Here is a 17537-nt window from a genome sequence, read left to right as displayed (position 1 = left end):
TGCATAAGCGGCGTTAGCCGAACCTTTCCAGCACCTCGCGAAACAGCGCCGGATCGACGTTTCCGCCCGAGCAGACGGCGATAACCGTATCACCCTCGACGGCCTTCGGGCGGAACAGTGCCGCCGCCAACGCCACCGCGCCGCCCGGCTCGACCACCAGCTTCAGCCGGAGGAAAGCGGCGGCCATGGCGCGCAGCGCCTCCTCGTCCGAAACCGACAGGCCGGGGCCGCAGAGGCGGTGCATGATCGGGAATGTCAGCTCGCCGGGCTGCGGCGTCACGATGGCGTCGCACAGGCTGCCGGTCATCCGCGCGTTGCGCTCGATCCGGCCGGCCGCGAGCGAACGGGCGGTATCGTCGAATCCCTCGGGCTCCACGGGGCGGGCCCGGAGGCCCGGCGCGTGTGCCTCGAACGCGAGCGCAATGCCCGACGTCAGCCCGCCGCCGCCGCAGCAGACCAGCACGTCGGCCTCGCCGATGCCCATCTCGGCGGCCTGTTCGGCGATCTCGAGCCCGCAGGTCCCCTGTCCGGCGATCACCTGCGGCTCGTCGAAGGGCTTGATCAGCGTCAGGCCGCGCTCCTCGGCCAGCCGCGCGCCGATCTCGTCGCGGTCCTCGTTGGCGCGGTCATAAAGCACCACCTCGGCCCCGAAGCCGCGGGTATTGGCGATCTTCAGCCGCGGCGCGTCCTCGGGCATCACGATCACCGCCGGCACGCCGTGCAGCTTGGCGGCATAGGCCACGCCCTGCGCATGGTTGCCCGACGAGAATGCTATCACGCCCTTGGCCCGCACCTCCGGGTCGAGCGCCGAGACGGCGGACCATGCGCCGCGGAACTTGAAACTGCCGGTGTGCTGGAGCGGCTCGGCCTTCACCAGCACGCGACGGCCCGCGATCTCGTCCAGGAAGGGGGAGGACAGCAGGGGCGTGCGGCGCGCGTGGCCGGAAATGCGCCGCGCGGCGGCCTCGATCATGTCGATGTTCATAGGAGCTTGATCCACTCTCTGAGGGCTGCGACGGCCTCGGACTCGTCGAGGAAGGGGATATGGCCGCGGTCGGGGACCTCGGCGAAGATCATGTCGGGCCGGCGGCGTCGCATCTCGGCCGCCGTTTCGGGCGACAGCAGGTCCGAGTTCGCGCCCCGGATCAGCGCGAGGGGCAGTCCCTCCATCGCGTCGAAGAGCGGCCAGAGGTCGGGCGCGGGCTGCGCGCCGGCCGCCTCCACAGCCTCGCGCAGGGCCGGGTCGTAGTTGATCCGCAGCCCCTCGGGCGTCTCGTCGTAGTGCTTGCGCACCTCCTCCTCCCACCGCGAAGAGGGCACGTTCTCGAACCCGGCGAGCAGCAGGGCGCGGTCGGCGATGGCCTCGGAATGGGTGCGGTGTCTCGGGTTGCGGCCGATATAGCCCATGATGACCTGCAGCCCTTCCGCCGCGATCACGGGGCCGATGTCGTTCAGGCAGACGCCCGCCAGGCGATCCTTCGCAGTGGCGGCCAGCGTCATCGCGACAAGCCCCCCGCGCGAGGTGCCAAGCACGGCGGCGCGGGGCAGCTCCAGGTGGTCGAGCAGTTCCACCGCGTCGCGCGCCTCGACCGGGACGGTGTAGGTTTCGGGGGCGGCCCAGTCGGACCGGCCGCGCCCGCGATAATCCAGCCGGATCAGGCGGCAGTCGGCGAGGTGCGGCGCGACATAGTCGAAGTCGGTGCCGTTTCGGGTCAGCCCCGAAAGGCAGAGGATCGGCGTGCCTTCGCCGTCGTCGGTGTAGTGCAGCGACAGGCCGTCCGAGGTCGTGAAGCGGGGCATCAGGCGAGGTCCGGGATGGTCGAGAGGTCGGAGAGGACGTGGTGCGGCCGCGCCGGGAGCCGGTCGACGGGCTCGCCGGCCCGGTTCACCCAGGCGGTGGTGAAGCCGTAGCCCGTGGCCGATGCCGCGTCCCAGCCGTTGGACGACACGAACAGCACCTGACCCGGCTGGCAGCCCAGATGCATCGCGACAAGATCGTAGACCCGCGCATCGGGCTTGAACACGCCCACCTCCTCGACCGACAGCAGGGCGTTGAGATGATCCACGATACCGGCCGACGCGACGGCCGACTCCAGCATATCGGGCGAGCCGTTCGACAGGATGGCGCAGGTCTTGCCGGCCTGCTTGAGCGAGGCCAGCACGTCCGGCACCTCGGGAAAGGCTGAGAGATTGCGGTAGAGAGCGAGCAGACGATCCCGCAGCTCGGGATCGTCGAGCCCCGCCGCCTCGAGCGCCCAGTCCAGCCCGTCCTGCGTCACTTGCCAGAAGTCGGCGTGCTCTCCGGTGATGGCACGGATCCAGGTGTACTGGAGTTGCTTGAGCCGCCAGTCGTGGGCGATCCGCTCCCAGCTTTCCGCCAGCGCCTCGCGCCCCGGCTCGGCGGCGGCTTCGCGGGCGGCGGCGTTCACGTCGAACAGCGTGCCGTAGGCGTCGAAGACGCAGGTGGTGATGGCCATGTCCGTCCCCCTCGGGTTCGCGGCGGACCCTGCCACAGGGGGCGGGGCGGGGGAAGTGGCTGGCGGCTGATGTGGCGGGGCGGTGGGACGGAGCAGCTGAAGCAGCTTGTCGATGAGCGGCTCAGACATCCGAGCCTGCGACGAGATGGCGGCGGGCGTCCGGTGGGCGGGGGTGAAGCGCGCGTCCTGGAGGGCGCGACGGGCGCTGCCCGAGCCACTGCGTGGCACGGCCGGACATGACGTCGAGCGTGCCGCGCTGTCATACCAGCGGTATCTCCCGCCATTCGCCCTAGAGCGGTGACCGCGCGAGTGACCGCCACAAAGCCCGCACCGACTCACGCCGGCCGTGGTACCCTTCCGCCGCCGAGCGGCGATGGAGGATGCCATGTCTGAACATCACGGAAAGGTCTGGTGGAGCGAGCTGATGACGCGGGACGTACCGCGCTCGGTCGACTATTACGGGCAACTCTGCGGCTGGACGTTCGACGCCATGCCCATGCCGGACAGCGAAACCGGGTACCGCGTCGCCAACCGCGAGGGGCGACCGGTCGCCGGCATCATGGACATGACGGGGATGGAGCAACTCAAGGATGCGCCGGCCCACTGGTTCACTTATCTCGCCGTGGCCGATGTCGACGCCGCCGCGAAGGCGACGGAAGCGGCGGGCGGGCAGGTCCTGCGGGCGCCGTGGGACGTGCCGGGCGTGGGCCGCATCGCCATCGTCACCGACCCCGGCGGTGCGGCGGTCGGGCTGATGACGCCGGCGGAGCCCGGCCACTAACGGGTGGGGGCGGGTTTACATTCCGGCCCTGCCTTGTTTGGATACCTGTCAATACCGAGCACCCGCCGAGACTGGCGGCCTCGGAAAACTCAAACCCCGCAGACAGGAGACACGACATGAGCCAGGCAAAGCCGGGCGATACCGTCCGTATGCACTACACCGGCACGCTCGCCGACGGAAGCACCTTCGATTCGAGCCAAGGCCGTGAGCCGCTGGAATTCACCGTCGGATCGGGTCAGATCATTCCCGGCCTCGACAGTGCCGTAAGCGGCATGGAGGTCGGCGAAAGCAAGACCGTCACCGTCGCGCCCGAGCAGGCGTATGGCGACCGCGACCCGGCGCGCACGCAGTCCGTCCCGCGCGAGCAGATCCCCGAGCACATCCCGACCGAGCCGGGAACCCAGCTTCAGGTGCAGACGCCCGAGGGGCAGACCATCCCGGTCGTCGTCGCCGACGTGAACGATTCGGAAGTGACGCTCGACGCCAACCACCCGCTCGCCGGGCAGGAACTGACGTTCCAGGTCGAGCTCGTCGAGATCAAGTAAGGCGGCTCACGCCGCCTGCGCCTCCGGCACGATGAGCGAGGCGACCATGTCGTGCAGGTCGCCCATGTAGCCTTCGCTGCGTGCCGGACGGTTCGGGTCCGAGGTCACGACGACCGTCAGGCCCAGGTCGCGAATCACCCAGATCGCCTGCCCGCCGTAGCCGCGGGCATAGGCGGTCGGGTGGCCCCGCATCTCCGACAGGAACCATCCGTAGCCATAGGCGTCGCCCGACCAGGGCGAGCGGGCGCGCGGCGTCCACGACGCCTCGACCCAGCTTTCGGGCAGGACGCGGGTGCCGTTCCATGTGCCGCCCTGCCTGTAGGTCTCTCCGAACCGCAGCAGGCCGGTGGCGGTCAGGCCCATGTCGTTTCCGCCCAAATAGCGGCCCTGCGGGTCGCGCACCCACGGCGCCACGGCGATCCCCAGCGGGTCGCCCAGCCAGTTGCGCGCCAGCGTCAGCAGGCTGTCGCCGGTGACGCGCGAGAGTATCGCGCCCAAGATGTGGTAATTGCCGGTCGAATACAGCATCCGCCCGCCGGGATCGGCGACGAAGGGGCGGGCGAGGGCGTCGCGCACCCAGTTCGAGGACGACACCCATGCGCCGTAGTTTCCGCCCGAGGTTCGCTCCAGTCCCGCCCGCATGGACAGGAGGTCGCCGATGGTCACCTCGGACAGCAGAGGGTCGAGATCGGTGGGAAGTTCGCGTTCCAGCAGCGGCGCGATGGGCTGGTTCACGCCATCGAGGTGGCCCCGGGCGATGGCGATTCCGACGAGCGCCGAGACGATCGACTTCGACACCGACTTGACGTTGACGATCCGCCCCAGCGCCGGGCCGCGGATCGCGCGGTCGACGTGCGTTCGTCCATCGACCGCGATGGTCAGCGAGTGGAGTTGCTCGAACTCGCGCGCCCGTTCCAGGGCCGCGGCGAAGGGCGCCTCCTGCGCGAGAAGGGGCGTGGCGGCCGTGGCGAGAAGCCCGGCGATGACGGTGCGGCGGGTCAGTTGCGTCATGCCCGAAAGACTAGCCGGGCGCGCGACTGCGTCACCCGGCGTGACTTCACGACTGCGACAGCCGTTCATAAAGATCGTTCAGAGCGATCTTCCCAAGGCTTTCCTGAAAAGCCGTGGGTTCAGATGTTCTCGGGCTGCGGCATTCCCAGCACGTGGTACCCGCCGTCCACGTGGATCACCTCTCCGGTGGTGTAGGCGCCGTGGTCCGAGGCAAGGTAGACGGCGGTGCCGCCCACCGCCTCGAGCGTCGCGTTCGACCGCAGCGGCGCGTTGTCGCCCGTGTGCTTGAACGTCCGGCGCGCGCCGCCGATGGCCGCACCCGCAAGTGTCTTCATCGGGCCGGGCGAGATGGCGTTCACGCGGATCTTCTGCGGCCCGAGGTCATTGGCGAGGTAGCGCACCGACGATTCCAGCGCCGCCTTGGCCACGCCCATGACGTTGTAGAACGGCGTCACCTTGTTCGAGCCCTGGTACGTCAGCGTCAGGATGGTGCCGCCCTCGGGCATCATCTCGGACGCGCGGCGGGCCACGTCGATGAACGAGTAGCAGCTGATCGACAGCGAATTGCGGAAGTTCTCGCGCGTGGTATTGATGAAGCGGCCGGTCAGCTCGGCCTTGTCGGAATAGGCGATGGCGTGGACCGCGAAGTCCATCGTGCCCCATTCGTCCTTCAACTTGGCGAAGGCTGCGTCCATCGACTCGTCGCTGGTCACGTCGCAGTCGACCATGATCTTCGCGCCCAGGCTCTCGGCCAGCGGCTGCACGCGGCGGCCAAAGGCTTCGCCCTGGTAGGTGAAGGCGAGGTCCGCGCCCTCGGCGGCCAGTGCTTTCGCGATGCCCCAGGCGATGGAGCGGTCGTTGGCGACCCCCATGATCAGGCCGCGCTTCCCCTTCATCAGCTCAGGCATCGCTCGTCATCCGTGATATCTACTCAGCAACATGGACCCGTTGGTCCCGCCGAACCCGAAGCTGTTGGTCATCACGGTGTCGAGACCCGCGTCATCGACGCGCTTCGTTGCGATTTCGGAGGGGTCGAGCGCGGGATCCAGCGTCTCGACGTTGATGGAGGGAGCGATGAAGTCGTCGCGCAGCATCAGCAGGCAATAGATCGCCTCCTGCGCGCCGGTGGCGCCCTGGCTGTGGCCGGTCATCGACTTGGTGGAGCTGATCGGCGGGGTGGTGCCGGTGCCGAAGACCCGGCGCACCGCCTCGACTTCGCCCACGTCGCCCACGGGCGTGGAGGTGCCGTGCGCATTGATGTAACTGACCTTGCGATCCTCGGGCAGCGTGTTCAGCGCCAGCCGCATTGCCCGCTCGCCACCTTCGCCCGAGGGGGCGACCATGTCGTGGCCGTCCGAGGTCGCGGCATAGCCCGTCACCTCGGCATAGATCTTAGCGCCGCGGGCCTTGGCGCGCTCCAGCTCTTCCAGCACGACGATGCCGCCACCGCCTGCGATGACGAAGCCGTCACGGTTGGCGTCGAACGCGCGCGAAGCCTTCTCGGGCGTGTCGTTGTACTTGGACGACATCGCGCCCATCGCGTCGAACAGGCACGACAGGGTCCAGTCGAGCTCCTCGCCGCCGCCGGCGAACATCACGTCCTGCTTGCCCATCTGAATCTGTTCGGCCGCGTTGCCGATGCAGTGCAGCGAAGTCGAGCAGGCCGAGGTGATCGAGTAGTTGATGCCCTTGATCTTGAACGCCGTCGACAGGTTGGCCGACACGGTCGAGGACATGCCGCGCGGAACCATGAGCGGGCCGATGCGCTTGGGCGAGCCGTTCTTCAGCACGATCTGGTGCGCCGCGAAAAGGTTCGACGTCGACGGCCCGCCCGAGCCGGCGACGAGGCCGGTCATCGGGTGCGAGATCTCGCTTTCCTCGAGCCCCGCATCGGCGATGGCCTGCTGCATCGAGATGTGGGCATAGGCCGCCCCGGGCCCCATGAAGCGCAGGGTGCGCTTGTCCACGTGCTCGGACACGTCGATCTCGGGCTTGCCGGCCACCTGGCTGCGGAAGCCGTGTTCGGCCATGTCTTCCGAGAACTTGATGCCGCTCTGGCCGGCCTTCAGCGCAGCCGCGACCGCTTCGGCATCGGTGCCGATGGGCGAGACGATTCCCAGTCCCGTGACGACGACACGCCGCATGTTGCCTCCTCCGGACGATTTCGCCCGATCAATCGGTGAACAACCCGACCTTCATGGCCTCGGTCGTGTAGATTTCTTTGCCGTCGGCCAGCATCCGCCCGTTGGCGATGCCCATTTTCAGCTTCCGGTCGATGACGCGGGTGAAATCGACGAAGTAGGTCACAAGTTTCACGTCCGGCGTCACCATGCCGGAAAACTTGACCTCGCCCACGCCGAGCGCGCGGCCGCGGCCGGTCATCCCGCGCCAGCCCAGGTTGAAGCCGGTGAGCTGCCACAGCGCGTCCACGCCCAGGCAGCCGGGCATCACCGGGTCGCCGGGGAAGTGGCACTTGAAGAACCACAGGTCCGGATCGATGTCGAACTCCGCGACAACGTGTCCCTTGCCGTGCTCGCCGCCATCGGCGCTGATGTCGGTCACGCGATCCATCATCAGCATGGGCGGCTCGGGAAGCTGCGGATTACCGGGGCCGAACAACTCGCCCCGCGCGCACTTGAGCAGGCCGTCCTTGTCGAACTGGGTCGGGAAATCGGCCATCCTGTTGCACCTCCGGGAACGCTGTCGTGATCCGGATGGTGTCTATCACCCGCGCCGGAACACTTGCAAGGGCGGCGCTTGGACGGTCGCCGCGGGCGATCACGCTGATTTTCAATTGAAACGGACCGGACCCGGTCCCTATATTGCAAATGACATGAAGCACGATTTCCAGATGACGAACGAGGCGATCGAGCGCGGCACGGCTTGGCTGGCCGGGGCTGAGGTGCGCGCGACCCGACAGCGCGTGGCATTGGCCGCACTCCTGGTGGGCGACGGCCACGACCGTCACGTCACCGCCGAAAGCCTTCACGCCGCCAGTCGCGACGCCGGCGAGACGGTGTCGCTTGCTACCGTCTACAACACGCTGCGTGCCTTCTGTGATGCGGGGCTGATGCAGGAAGTGACGGTGGACGGCTCGAAAAGCTATTTCGACACGCGGATGGACGACCACCCGCACTTCTACTGGGAAGACAGCTCGACCCTCACCGATGCGCCGGCGCAGGAACTCAAGATCGAGAAGCTGCCGGCCGCGCCCGACGGGGCCGAGGTCAGCAAGGTCGACGTGGTGATCCGCCTGCGCCGCAAGTAGGCGTCAGAACCATTGTCCGGGCTCCATCAGCCCGAGCTTCATCAACTGCTCCGACGTCCACTCGAACGGAACCGAACCGTGCCAGCGGAAGCCGTGCACAGCGTACCTGCTGTCCGGGTTCGCCCGCAACGCCTTGGCCGTTCGGAACGAGCAGATGACCGCGGTCAGGTTGTGGTGCCACGGGCAGGCATAGGTGTTGTATTCCGGGTCGTTGAACGTGTGGTCCGCGCGCAGCCGCAGTCCCGGCTTCGCCCGAAACAGCGCGATGCGATCGATGCGACGGCGGTCATTCGGCACATGCTCTTCGAACCGCCACTTCAGCCCGCCGAAGAAGTCGAGTTGGCGGTCCAGCGGGTGCCCCGTATCGGGATCGGGCCGCGCCTGCGCGTAATAGCCCGCGCGGTCGAGCCAGGCGTCGCCGGTGGCCACGCCCGAGGGATGTTCGCCCAGATCGCCCGCGTACAGGTCGACGACGTAGGTCAGCATGGCGTCCCGCCGCTCCTCGGCGTGGAAGGTCAGCATCTCCCCCACCGACCGCGTCTCGCGGAAGGGGTGGAACAGGTATTCGGCGTTGTAGCCATAGTAGAGCCAGGTGCCCGGCGCGGCGTCGATCACGGCGCTGACCACATGCGGAACACCTCCATGGCGCGGGTCGAGCCGGACGCGGTGGATCTCCTGCTCCAGCGTTGATGGGATTTCGACGTAGTCCGGGGCGAACAGCACGATCTGCCGGAAGCCCGAGGCCTGGTGGTGGCGCAGCGTGCTCGCGACCTCGATCGCGTCTTCTGCGAAGATCAGGGCAACCGGCCCCTTCGCCAGCGCCCCGCGTCCCCGGTCAAGGAACCCGTCCAGCCCGTCGTAGCGCATCCCATCCCCCGCCTGCGTCCGGCGGTAACGTCCTCCGTGATGCGCGCCATTGCAAGCGTTGCAGGGCGGGACGACCGGCGTTAGAAGGCCGGGTCATTTCAGGCAGACGGAGCCGGGACATGGGCGAGGCCAAGAAGCTCTTCATCAAGACGTATGGCTGTCAGATGAACGTCTACGACAGCGAGCGCATGGCCGAGGCGCTGGGCGGGCAGGGGTACGTCGCGACCGATACGCCCGACGACGCCGACATGATCCTGCTCAACACCTGCCACATCCGCGAGAAGGCGGCCGAGAAGGTCTATTCCGAGCTTGGCCGCTTCAAGCCGCTGAAGGCTGAAAGGCCCGACCTCAAGATCGGCGTCGCCGGCTGCGTCGCGCAGGCCGAGGGCGAAGAGATCATGCGCCGCCAGCCGATGGTGGACCTCGTCGTCGGGCCGCAGAGCTATCACCGCCTGCCGCAAATGGAGACGGCGGTGCAGGGCGGGGCCAAGGCGCTCGACACGGAATTCCCCGAAGAGGACAAGTTCGAGCACCTCAAGGCGCGGCCGAAGGCCAGCCGCGGGCCGACCGCCTTTCTCACGGTGCAGGAGGGCTGCGACAAATTCTGCGCCTTCTGCGTCGTGCCCTATACCCGCGGCGCCGAAGTCTCGCGCCCTGCATCCCGCGTGATGGCCGAGGCGCGCGACCTGGTCGAGCGCGGCGTGCGCGAGATCACGCTGCTGGGCCAGAACGTCAACGCCTACCACGGCGAGGGCGAGGGCGGCGACTGGTCGCTGGCCCGCCTTATCCGCGAGCTGGCGGAAATTGACGGGCTCGAGCGGATCCGCTTCACGACCTCCCACCCCAACGACATGGACGACGACCTGATCGCCGCGCACGGCGAGGTCGAGAAACTGATGCCTTACCTGCACCTGCCGGTCCAGGCGGGCTCTGACCGTATCCTCAAGGCGATGAACCGCAAGCACACGGCGGAAAGCTACATCCGCCTGATCGAGCGTATCCGCGCGGCCCGGCCCGACATCCTGATCTCGGGCGACTTCATCGTGGGCTTCCCCGGCGAGACTGAGGAGGACTTCCAGCAGACGCTGTCGCTGGTCGAGCAGGTCCGCTACGGCCAGTGCTTCAGCTTCAAGTATTCGCCCCGCCCGGGCACCCCGGCGGCCGAGCGCGCGCACGTGGACGAGGCCGAGAAGGACGACCGCCTGCGCCGGCTCCAGGCGCTTCTGACCCGCCAGCAGCGCGAGGTTCAGGACGCGATGGTCGGGCGTGAAGTGAAGGTTCTGTTCGAGAAGCCGGGCCGCATGCCGGGCCAGATGGTGGGCAAGTCGGAATACCTGCACTCGGTCCACGTCGCGGCCGAAGGGTTGGCGCGCGGCGACCTCCGCCAGGTGCGAATCACCGAAAGCGCACCGAACTCGCTGGGCGGCGTGCTGGTCTGAGACCGCTCCGATCCGCGCGCCGCGCGCGCTAATTCCCGCGCGCGGCCGGCTTAGTTTCCGTGCGGTCGACAAGTAACCGCATTCGCTTCTCAAATCCGCCATATTCCCTAGGTTGAGCGCGACAGGTTGTCTTTCCGCGGGCTCGCCGCGGAGGAGCCGCCCGGCGTTGGTTGTGCGGGCGGAAACCGGCTGATCGAGGGGAATGATATGAGAATTGCACTGATCGCGGCTTTGATCGCCGGCGGGCTGGCCGCGCAGGCGTCCGGGGGCGGCCGGGCGACCGGCTTCGCCGAGGGCGCCACGATCGACACGCGCCAGAAGATCATCGTGAGCTGTTTCCGCGGCCCGTGGAACGACGTGATCTGGGATCGTCCGAACTCGAAGTTCGTCGAAAGCCTGGTCGACGTCGGCTACGACTATCCGACCGCGCACGCCATCGCCGAGCGGGTGTGCCGCGACGACCGGCTGGTGGGCAATCCCGAGGGGCTGCGCCGCGAGATGATCCGTATCTATCACGAGTCGCCGGCGCGCCCCTGAACGCCGCGTTCGGCCCAGGCCCTTGAACCGACGCCCCGCCAAGCCTAGCTCGGCGGGGCGTCGCTGTTCGACGCAGGCAGAAACTTGATCTTTCCGTAACAAAGACAACAACCGCTTGCGTCACATGCGGCGCCTTGGCACCATCTTTCGTGCAGGCACTCGCACAGGAGCATTGTTTGGGCATCAGCGCGCTGACCACCCCGCCGTCCGCGTCCGGGGAACTCCAGGAAACCGTTCTGGAATTTTCCGACAACCGATTGCTCATCGACCTCTGCGGAGAGTTCGACCGCAACCTCGCCCAGATCGAACACAAGCTCGGCGTGCAGATCCTGCGCCGCGGCAACCTGCTCGCCCTGATCGGGGAGGAGGATGCACGCGCGCAAGCCGCGCAGGTGCTTGGGCAGCTTTACGCCAAGCTGGAAGCGGGGCGCTCCATCGATGCCGGCGACGTCGATGGCGAGATCCGTATGGGCGGGGCCGAGGACAGTACCGGCGCCCGCGACGGCGACCAGATGGAGCTGTTCCAGGGCGGCAAGGTCGAGATCCGCACCCGCAAGAAAACCATCGAGCCGCGCACCGAGGCGCAGCGCGACTACGTCCGCGCGCTGTTCGAGAACGAGCTGGCCTTCGGCATCGGCCCGGCAGGCACCGGCAAGACATACCTTGCCGTGGCCGTGGGCGTGAGCATGTTCCTTGGCGGTCACGTCGACCGGATCATCCTGTCGCGTCCGGCGGTGGAAGCGGGCGAACGGCTCGGCTTCCTGCCCGGCGACATGAAGGAAAAGGTCGATCCCTACATGCAGCCGCTCTATGATGCACTGAACGACTTCCTGCCGGGCAAGCAGGCGGCCAAGCTGATGGAGGAGAAGCGGATCGAGATCGCGCCGTTGGCCTTCATGCGGGGCCGGACGCTGTCGAACGCGTTCGTGGTGCTGGACGAGGCGCAGAACGCCACGGCCATGCAGATGAAGATGTTCCTGACGCGACTGGGGGAAAACAGCCGCATGGTCGTCACCGGCGACCGCAGTCAGGTTGACCTGCCGCGCGGCGTGTCGAGCGGGCTGTGGGACGCCGAGCGGCTGCTCAAGGGCATCGATAACATTTCGTTCAACTACTTCACCGCCAAAGACGTCGTGCGTCACCCGCTGGTGGCGAAAATCATCGAGGCCTACGACGCCGATCAGACCTGACGTGACATCGATGACAATGCCTTCCGCCCGGCCGCAGGCCGGGCAGCGCCCAACCCGCCGCCCACGGGATGGGCGCTTGTTCGCCCATCCTGCTTGGCCGGGAGCTGCCCTTCGCGTTCTGCGTCCGCGCGGGGCAGTCGCATGATCGAGGTGATCCAGGACCACGATGCCTGGGCCGCCGTCGACCTCGACGCGCTGGCCGGGGCGGCTGTGTCCGCCGCGCTTTCGCATCTCGGGCTCGACCCGGAGGAGTGGGAGGTGGCGGTGCTGGCTTGCGACGACGCCCGCATCGCGGAGCTCAACGCCGACTTCCGCGACAAGCCGCGCCCGACGAACGTGCTGTCGTGGCCGTCGGAGGAGCGCGGCGTTTCCGAAGCCGGCGGAAAACCGCCTGTGCCCGAGCCCTCGATGGGCCCGCCCGACGAGCTCGGGGACATCGCCATCGCGTACGAGACCTGCGCGCGCGAAGCCGAAGCGGCCGGTAAGCCGATGGAAACCCATGTGCGGCATCTTCTGGTCCACGCAACGCTCCACCTGCTTGGCTATGATCACGAGACCGAGCCGGATGCGGAGCTTATGGAGGGTCTGGAGACGCAGATACTTGCCACCCTGGGGGATCCCGACCCATATTCGGAGTAAGGCCACGATGGGCCTGTTGAACGGAAAGGTAGAATGGGCGAAGCGGACGGGTCCTCTAGCGCAGCGCAGAGCGCGCAACTGGACACATACAACGAGTACAGCGAGCCGCAGAGCCGCGGCTTCTTCGAGCGGATCATCGGAGCGTTCGGCACGGTCGAACACGAGGATGATGATGGCATGAACGGCACGCCGCAAGACGGGGCGATTCCGGACGACGCACCACGACACGGCCTTCTGAACCTTCGGCGCATGCGCGTCGAAGACGTGGCCATTCCCGCGGTCGAGATCGTCTCGGTCCCCGAGGACATCGGCAAGGACGAACTGGTCAAGGTGTTCCGCGACAGCGGCATGACACGGCTTCCGGTCTATCGCGACACGCTGGATCACCCGGTCGGCATGGTGCACCTGAAGGACTTCGCGCTTCAGCACGGGTTCAACGGCCAGTCGGGCGAGGGCTTCGATCTGCGCAAGATGCTGCGGCCGCTGATCTACGCGCCGCCCTCGATGCCGATCGGCGTGCTTCTGCAGAAGATGCAGAGCGATCGCATCCACATGGCGCTTGTGATCGACGAATACGGCGGTGTCGACGGTCTTCTGACGATCGAGGACCTGATCGAACAGGTCGTGGGCGAGATCGAGGACGAGCACGACGTCGAGGAGGACAAGCTCTGGACGCGTGAAAAGCCGGGCACCTATCTCGCCCTGTCGCGCACCCCGCTCCAGGAGTTCGAAAGCGAGATCGGCATGCGGCTGATCGACCCCGAGGACGAGGAAGAGATCGACACGCTTGGCGGCGTCGTCTTCGTGCTTGCCGGGCGGGTCCCGGCACGGGGCGAGGTCATATCGCATCCCGACGGACCGGAGTTCGAGATCGTCGACGCCGATCCACGCCGGATCAAACGCCTTCGTGTCCGTCTGCCTGAGGGGGCCGGTGCCTGACGCCGTGGGCGTGGCCGCGCGCCTGCCACGTCTGCCGGCCCTTGTCGCCAGCCGCCCCGCGGCGGCGTCTCTCGGCGCGGGCGTTCTGGCGGGGCTTGGCCATGTCCCGTTTTCGCTGGTGCCACTGGCGCTGGGCGGGCTCGCCCTGTCGCTCATCCTGCTGGACCGGGCACGCTCGACGCGGGCGGCGTTCCTGGCCGGCTGGTTGACCGGCACCGGCTATTTCGCCACGACGCTGCACTGGATCGTCGAGCCGTTCCTCGTCGACGTCGGCCGCCACGGCTGGATGGCGCCTTTCGCGCTGGTCTTCATCGCGACCGGGCTAGCGCTGTTCTGGGGCGCGGCGTTCGGCGCCGCCCGCTGGCTCGGTCGCTCCGGCTGGCCGCTCGCATTCGCCTGGGCCACCGCGCTGGCAGTGGCCGAGATGCTGCGGGGCTACGTGCTCACCGGCTTCCCTTGGGCGCTGGTCGGCTATGTCTGGACCGAGGGGCCAGCGATCCAGCTGGCCTCGGTCACCGGCGCATTCGGCCTGACCTTCCTGACGCTGGCGCTGGTCGCCGTCGCGGTCCGGCTGTCGCAGCGGCCGGGGCCCGCGTGGAAGGCCGTGCTCGCCCTGCCTTGGCTTCTACCGCTCGGCGCGGGCTGGCTGATGCTCGAGCCGTCCACCGTGATGCCGGAGGAGCCGGCCGTTGTCCGGCTGGTGCAGCCGAACGCGCCGCAGCACCGGAAATGGGACCCGGACTGGGTGCCGCTCTACTTCGACCGTCAGCTTGACTACACCCGCGCACCGGGCAAGCCCGACCTGATCGTGTGGCCGGAGACCGCCGTGCCCTTCCTGCTCGAGGACGGGCACCCCGCGCTCGCCCGCATCGCGGAAGCAGCCGGCGACACGCCGCTGGTCCTGGGCGGGCAGCGGGTGGAGGGGCTGCGCGCCTTCAACAGCCTGATCCTGACCGGGGACGACGGCGGCGTCGCGGCGCTTTACGACAAGCACCACCTCGTTCCCTTCGGCGAATACATCCCATTCGGCCAGCTTGCCCGGCTCGCCGGGCTGCGCAGCTTCGCGGCCCGCGACGGGTACGGGTACACGCCGGGGCCGGGGCCTGCGTTGCTGGACCTCGGGCCGCTGGGGCAAGTCCTGCCGCTGATCTGCTACGAGGCGATCTTTCCGCAGGACGTCACCGGCGCGCCGCGGCGCCCCGACTGGATGCTCCAGATCACCAACGACGCGTGGTTCGGCACCTTCTCGGGGCCTTACCAGCACCTCGCGCAAGCGCGGGTGCGCGCGGTCGAGCAGGGCGTGCCGATGCTGCGCGTGGCCAATACCGGCGTCTCGGCCGTCATCGACGCGCAGGGCCGAATCACCGCGTCCCTGCCGCTGGGCGAGGCCGGTTTCCTGGACGCCCGCCTGCCCGCGGCGCGTCCGCCGACGCTCTATGCCCGCACGGGCGACTGGGCGACGCTTGGCGTGCTTCTTCTTGCCTTTGCGTCACTTTTGGCATCCCGTAGGCGCGAAAGACGTTGAACCCGGCGGATGGCCGCCGTACCCCCGTTGAAAGACCGTCACAACGGCTTCCTGGCGTGGCGGAAAACACAACCCAATGGAGCACTCCCAAAATGGCGCGCAAGAACTACCTCTTCACCTCGGAATCGGTGTCGGAGGGGCACCCGGACAAGGTCTGTGACCGCATCTCGGATGCGGTGCTCGACGCCCTCATCGCCGAAGAGCCCGAGGCGCGCGTCGCCTGCGAGACCTTCGCCACCACCGATCGCGTCGTCATTGGCGGCGAGATCGGGCTGAGCGACCGCGACAAGCTGCGCGGCTACATGGAGGGGATCGAGGATATCGCCCGGGCCTGCATCCGCGACATCGGCTACGAGCAGGACAAGTTCCACTGGAAGACCTGCGAGGTACAGAACTACTTGCACGAGCAGTCGGCCCACATCGCCCAGGGCGTGAACGGCGGCGAGGACAAGGACGAGGGCGCGGGCGATCAGGGCATCATGTTCGGCTATGCCTGCCGCGAAACGCCCGAGCTGATGCCGGCGCCGATTCACTATGCTCATCAGATCCTCAAGCGGCTGGCCGAGGCGCGCAAATCCGGCGCCGAGCCGACGCTGGGCCCGGATGCGAAGTCGCAAATCACCCTGCGCTACGAGGACGGCCAACCAGTCGAGGTCACGCAGCTCGTCCTGTCGACCCAGCACAGCGACGAGGGCCAGACCTCGTCCGACATCCGCGCCATCGTCGAGCCCTATATCCGCGAGGTGTTGCCCCACGACTGGCTGACCGATGCGACCGAGTGGTGGGTGAACCCGACGGGCCGCTTCGTCATCGGCGGTCCGGACGGGGACGCTGGGCTCACGGGCCGCAAGATCATCGTCGACACCTATGGCGGTGCGGCGCCCCACGGCGGCGGCGCCTTCTCGGGCAAGGATCCGACGAAGGTCGACCGATCGGCCGCCTACGCCGCGCGCTACCTCGCCAAGAACGTGGTCGCCGCCGGTCTGGCAGAGCGCTGCACCATCCAGTTGTCCTATGCCATCGGCATCGCGCGGCCGCTGTCGATTTATGTCGACACACTGGGCACGGGCGAGGTCGACGAGGCGGCGATCGAGGCCGCGATCCCTCAGGTCATGGACCTCACCCCGCGCGGCATCCGGCACCACCTGGGCCTCAACCGTCCGATCTATCAGCGCACGGCGGCCTATGGCCATTTCGGCCGCACGCCCGAGGCCGACGGCGGCTTCAGCTGGGAACGCGCGGATCTTGCCGAGGCGCTGCAAAAGGCACTTTGACGTGGACACAACGGCGCTCCCCCGACACGGGGAGCGCCGACAGGCGCGGGGGCAGCTGGTTGTCCCCCGACGCGATGCCTTGACGCGGGGCGCGGGCGACGCCATCACCCCGCCCCATGACCGACAAGACCCATTCCTCCGGCGCGCCCTTCCGCAACTTCTATGGCCGGCGCCACGGCAAGTCGTTGCGCGACAGCCAGCGCCGTTACCTCGACGCGGACCTCGAGAAGCTGTCGCCCGGCGCGGTGGAGTGGGATGACAATCCCGACCGCACGCCGCTGGACCTCGACGGCTTGTTCGGCGGCAAGCCCGTCTGGCTCGAGATCGGGTTCGGCGGGGGCGAGCACATGGTGCACCAGGCCGCGCAGAACCCGCAGGTCGGGATCATCGGCTGCGAGCCGTTCATCAACGGCGTCGCCATGCTGCTGGGCAAGATCCGGCGCGGCGGCGTCGACAACGTCTCGGTCCACCCCGGCGACGTGCGCGACCTGTTTGACGTGCTGCCCGACGGCAGCATCGACCGAGCCTTCCTGCTGTACCCTGATCCCTGGCCCAAGAAGAAGCACCACCGCCGCCGTTTCGTGACGCCCGAGCATCTGGAGCCGCTGGCCCGCGTGCTCAAACCCGGCGCGATCTTCCGCGTGGCGACCGACATCCCCGACTACGTGCGCCAGACGCTCGAAGAGGTGCCGCGCCACGGGTTCGAGTGGCTGGCCGAGGGGCCGCGCGACTGGCGCGAGCCGTGGGACGACTGGATCTCGACCCGGTACGAACAGAAGGCGCTGCGCGAAGGCCGCACACCGCATTACCTGACCTTCCGCAGGCTGCCCAAGAAATAGGCCGTTTTCCGCCGCGGCCTGTGGCGGCGGCGTTTCCCGTGGATCCTTTCGGGCGCGCGAGGCGTAGACTGATGGCACTGCTGCCGAGTCTCCCTCTCGGAGTTTTTCCCGATGCCATTCAAACCATACCGTTTCGTCCCGCTGGCGGTCTTCCTGTTCGTGGTTCTGCCGGTCGTCTCGATGCTCTGATTGCGCCTTGCGCCTCA

At 67.9% G+C, this 17537-nt stretch carries 19 protein-coding genes and 1 riboswitch; of the genes, 11 read left to right on the top strand and 8 right to left on the bottom strand.

All coding sequences use genetic code 11. The annotated features are described in order from the left end of the window. Window positions 1-13: 13 nt before the first annotated feature. Genes BM162_RS01390 through BM162_RS01380 form a run of 3 tightly spaced genes read right to left on the bottom strand, consistent with a single transcriptional unit; the run spans window position 14 to window position 2477 of the window. On the bottom strand, window positions 14-985 hold the full coding sequence (locus tag BM162_RS01390) for a threonine ammonia-lyase (RefSeq protein WP_093416681.1): 972 nt from the start codon (window positions 983-985) through the stop codon (window positions 14-16). Next, the gene (locus BM162_RS01385) at window positions 982-1800 is read right to left on the bottom strand and encodes an alpha/beta fold hydrolase (protein WP_177215004.1); all 819 of its coding nucleotides are present in this window, start codon (window positions 1798-1800) and stop codon (window positions 982-984) included. The genes BM162_RS01390 and BM162_RS01385 overlap by 4 nt, the downstream gene beginning before the upstream one ends. After that, window positions 1800-2477, bottom strand: coding sequence for a haloacid dehalogenase type II (locus tag BM162_RS01380; RefSeq protein WP_093416676.1), 678 nt, complete (start codon window positions 2475-2477; stop codon window positions 1800-1802). The genes BM162_RS01385 and BM162_RS01380 overlap by 1 nt, the downstream gene beginning before the upstream one ends. Window positions 2478-2862: 385 nt before the next feature. On the opposite strand from BM162_RS01380, the gene BM162_RS01370 reads away from it, so the two are divergent. Further along, window positions 2863-3258: a VOC family protein gene (locus BM162_RS01370; RefSeq protein WP_093416670.1), complete on the top strand. Its 396-nt coding sequence runs from the start codon at window positions 2863-2865 to the stop codon at window positions 3256-3258. 116 nt (window positions 3259-3374) lie between these two features. Beyond that, window positions 3375-3803, top strand: a complete 429-nt coding sequence (locus tag BM162_RS01365) for an FKBP-type peptidyl-prolyl cis-trans isomerase (RefSeq protein ID WP_093416667.1) — start codon at window positions 3375-3377, stop codon at window positions 3801-3803. Window positions 3804-3809: 6 nt separating this feature from the next. Here BM162_RS01365 and BM162_RS01360 read toward each other — a convergent pair whose 3' ends face one another. The 4 genes from BM162_RS01360 to fabA form a co-directional block, all read right to left on the bottom strand. Next, complete coding sequence (locus tag BM162_RS01360; protein ID WP_093416664.1) at window positions 3810-4814, bottom strand: serine hydrolase domain-containing protein; 1005 nt, start codon at window positions 4812-4814, stop codon at window positions 3810-3812. Window positions 4815-4933: 119 nt separating this feature from the next. Further along, window positions 4934-5722 (bottom strand): enoyl-ACP reductase FabI, encoded by a 789-nt coding sequence (locus BM162_RS01355; protein ID WP_093416661.1) that lies wholly within the window; start codon window positions 5720-5722, stop codon window positions 4934-4936. Window positions 5723-5728: 6 nt separating this feature from the next. Continuing rightward, window positions 5729-6958 carry a beta-ketoacyl-ACP synthase I gene (gene fabB / locus BM162_RS01350; RefSeq protein WP_093416658.1) on the bottom strand — a complete coding sequence of 410 codons (1230 nt, stop codon included), beginning with the start codon at window positions 6956-6958 and terminating at the stop codon, window positions 5729-5731. Between the two features lie 28 nt (window positions 6959-6986). After that, complete coding sequence (gene fabA, locus BM162_RS01345) at window positions 6987-7493, bottom strand: bifunctional 3-hydroxydecanoyl-ACP dehydratase/trans-2-decenoyl-ACP isomerase (protein WP_093416656.1); 507 nt, start codon at window positions 7491-7493, stop codon at window positions 6987-6989. Window positions 7494-7665: 172 nt separating this feature from the next. Between fabA and irrA the strand changes: the two genes are divergently transcribed. Further along, complete coding sequence (gene irrA, locus BM162_RS01340) at window positions 7666-8082, top strand: iron response transcriptional regulator IrrA (RefSeq protein WP_093417753.1); 417 nt, start codon at window positions 7666-7668, stop codon at window positions 8080-8082. 3 nt (window positions 8083-8085) lie between these two features. Here irrA and BM162_RS01335 read toward each other — a convergent pair whose 3' ends face one another. Further along, window positions 8086-8949, bottom strand: a complete 864-nt coding sequence (locus BM162_RS01335; RefSeq protein ID WP_093416653.1) for a hypothetical protein — start codon at window positions 8947-8949, stop codon at window positions 8086-8088. A 119-nt stretch (window positions 8950-9068) separates the two neighbouring features. Between BM162_RS01335 and miaB the strand changes: the two genes are divergently transcribed. The 8 genes from miaB (at window position 9069) to trmB (ending at window position 17331) form a co-directional block, all read left to right on the top strand. Next, a complete protein-coding gene (miaB, locus tag BM162_RS01330) occupies window positions 9069-10388 on the top strand; it encodes a tRNA (N6-isopentenyl adenosine(37)-C2)-methylthiotransferase MiaB (protein WP_093416650.1) in 1320 nt (439 codons plus the stop codon). 207 nt (window positions 10389-10595) lie between these two features. Continuing rightward, window positions 10596-10925: a hypothetical protein gene (locus BM162_RS01325; protein ID WP_093416647.1), complete on the top strand. Its 330-nt coding sequence runs from the start codon at window positions 10596-10598 to the stop codon at window positions 10923-10925. A 176-nt stretch (window positions 10926-11101) separates the two neighbouring features. Further along, window positions 11102-12115: a PhoH family protein gene (locus BM162_RS01320; protein ID WP_093416644.1), complete on the top strand. Its 1014-nt coding sequence runs from the start codon at window positions 11102-11104 to the stop codon at window positions 12113-12115. 141 nt (window positions 12116-12256) lie between these two features. Next, a complete protein-coding gene (gene ybeY / locus BM162_RS01315) occupies window positions 12257-12754 on the top strand; it encodes an rRNA maturation RNase YbeY (protein ID WP_093416641.1) in 498 nt (165 codons plus the stop codon). Between the two features lie 33 nt (window positions 12755-12787). Then, window positions 12788-13693 carry a hemolysin family protein gene (locus tag BM162_RS01310; RefSeq protein WP_093416638.1) on the top strand — a complete coding sequence of 302 codons (906 nt, stop codon included), beginning with the start codon at window positions 12788-12790 and terminating at the stop codon, window positions 13691-13693. Continuing rightward, entirely contained in the window at window positions 13686-15218 is a 1533-nt protein-coding gene (gene lnt / locus BM162_RS01305; protein ID WP_245759139.1) for an apolipoprotein N-acyltransferase, read from the top strand. The genes BM162_RS01310 and lnt overlap by 8 nt, the downstream gene beginning before the upstream one ends. A gap of 32 nt (window positions 15219-15250) precedes the next feature. Further along, a riboswitch (SAM-SAH riboswitch) is annotated at window positions 15251-15302 on the top strand. A gap of 8 nt (window positions 15303-15310) precedes the next feature. Further along, the gene (gene metK, locus BM162_RS01300) at window positions 15311-16492 is read left to right on the top strand and encodes a methionine adenosyltransferase (RefSeq protein WP_093416636.1); all 1182 of its coding nucleotides are present in this window, start codon (window positions 15311-15313) and stop codon (window positions 16490-16492) included. Window positions 16493-16608: 116 nt separating this feature from the next. After that, window positions 16609-17331: a tRNA (guanosine(46)-N7)-methyltransferase TrmB gene (gene trmB / locus BM162_RS01295; protein ID WP_093416633.1), complete on the top strand. Its 723-nt coding sequence runs from the start codon at window positions 16609-16611 to the stop codon at window positions 17329-17331. Window positions 17332-17537: the final 206 nt, after the last annotated feature.

The organism is Tranquillimonas alkanivorans (assembly GCF_900115595.1).
GTDB classification, from domain to species: Bacteria; Pseudomonadota; Alphaproteobacteria; order Rhodobacterales; family Rhodobacteraceae; genus Tranquillimonas; species Tranquillimonas alkanivorans.
Note: the sequence above shows the minus strand (reverse complement) of the source record. Positions and strands in the feature narration are given on the sequence as shown.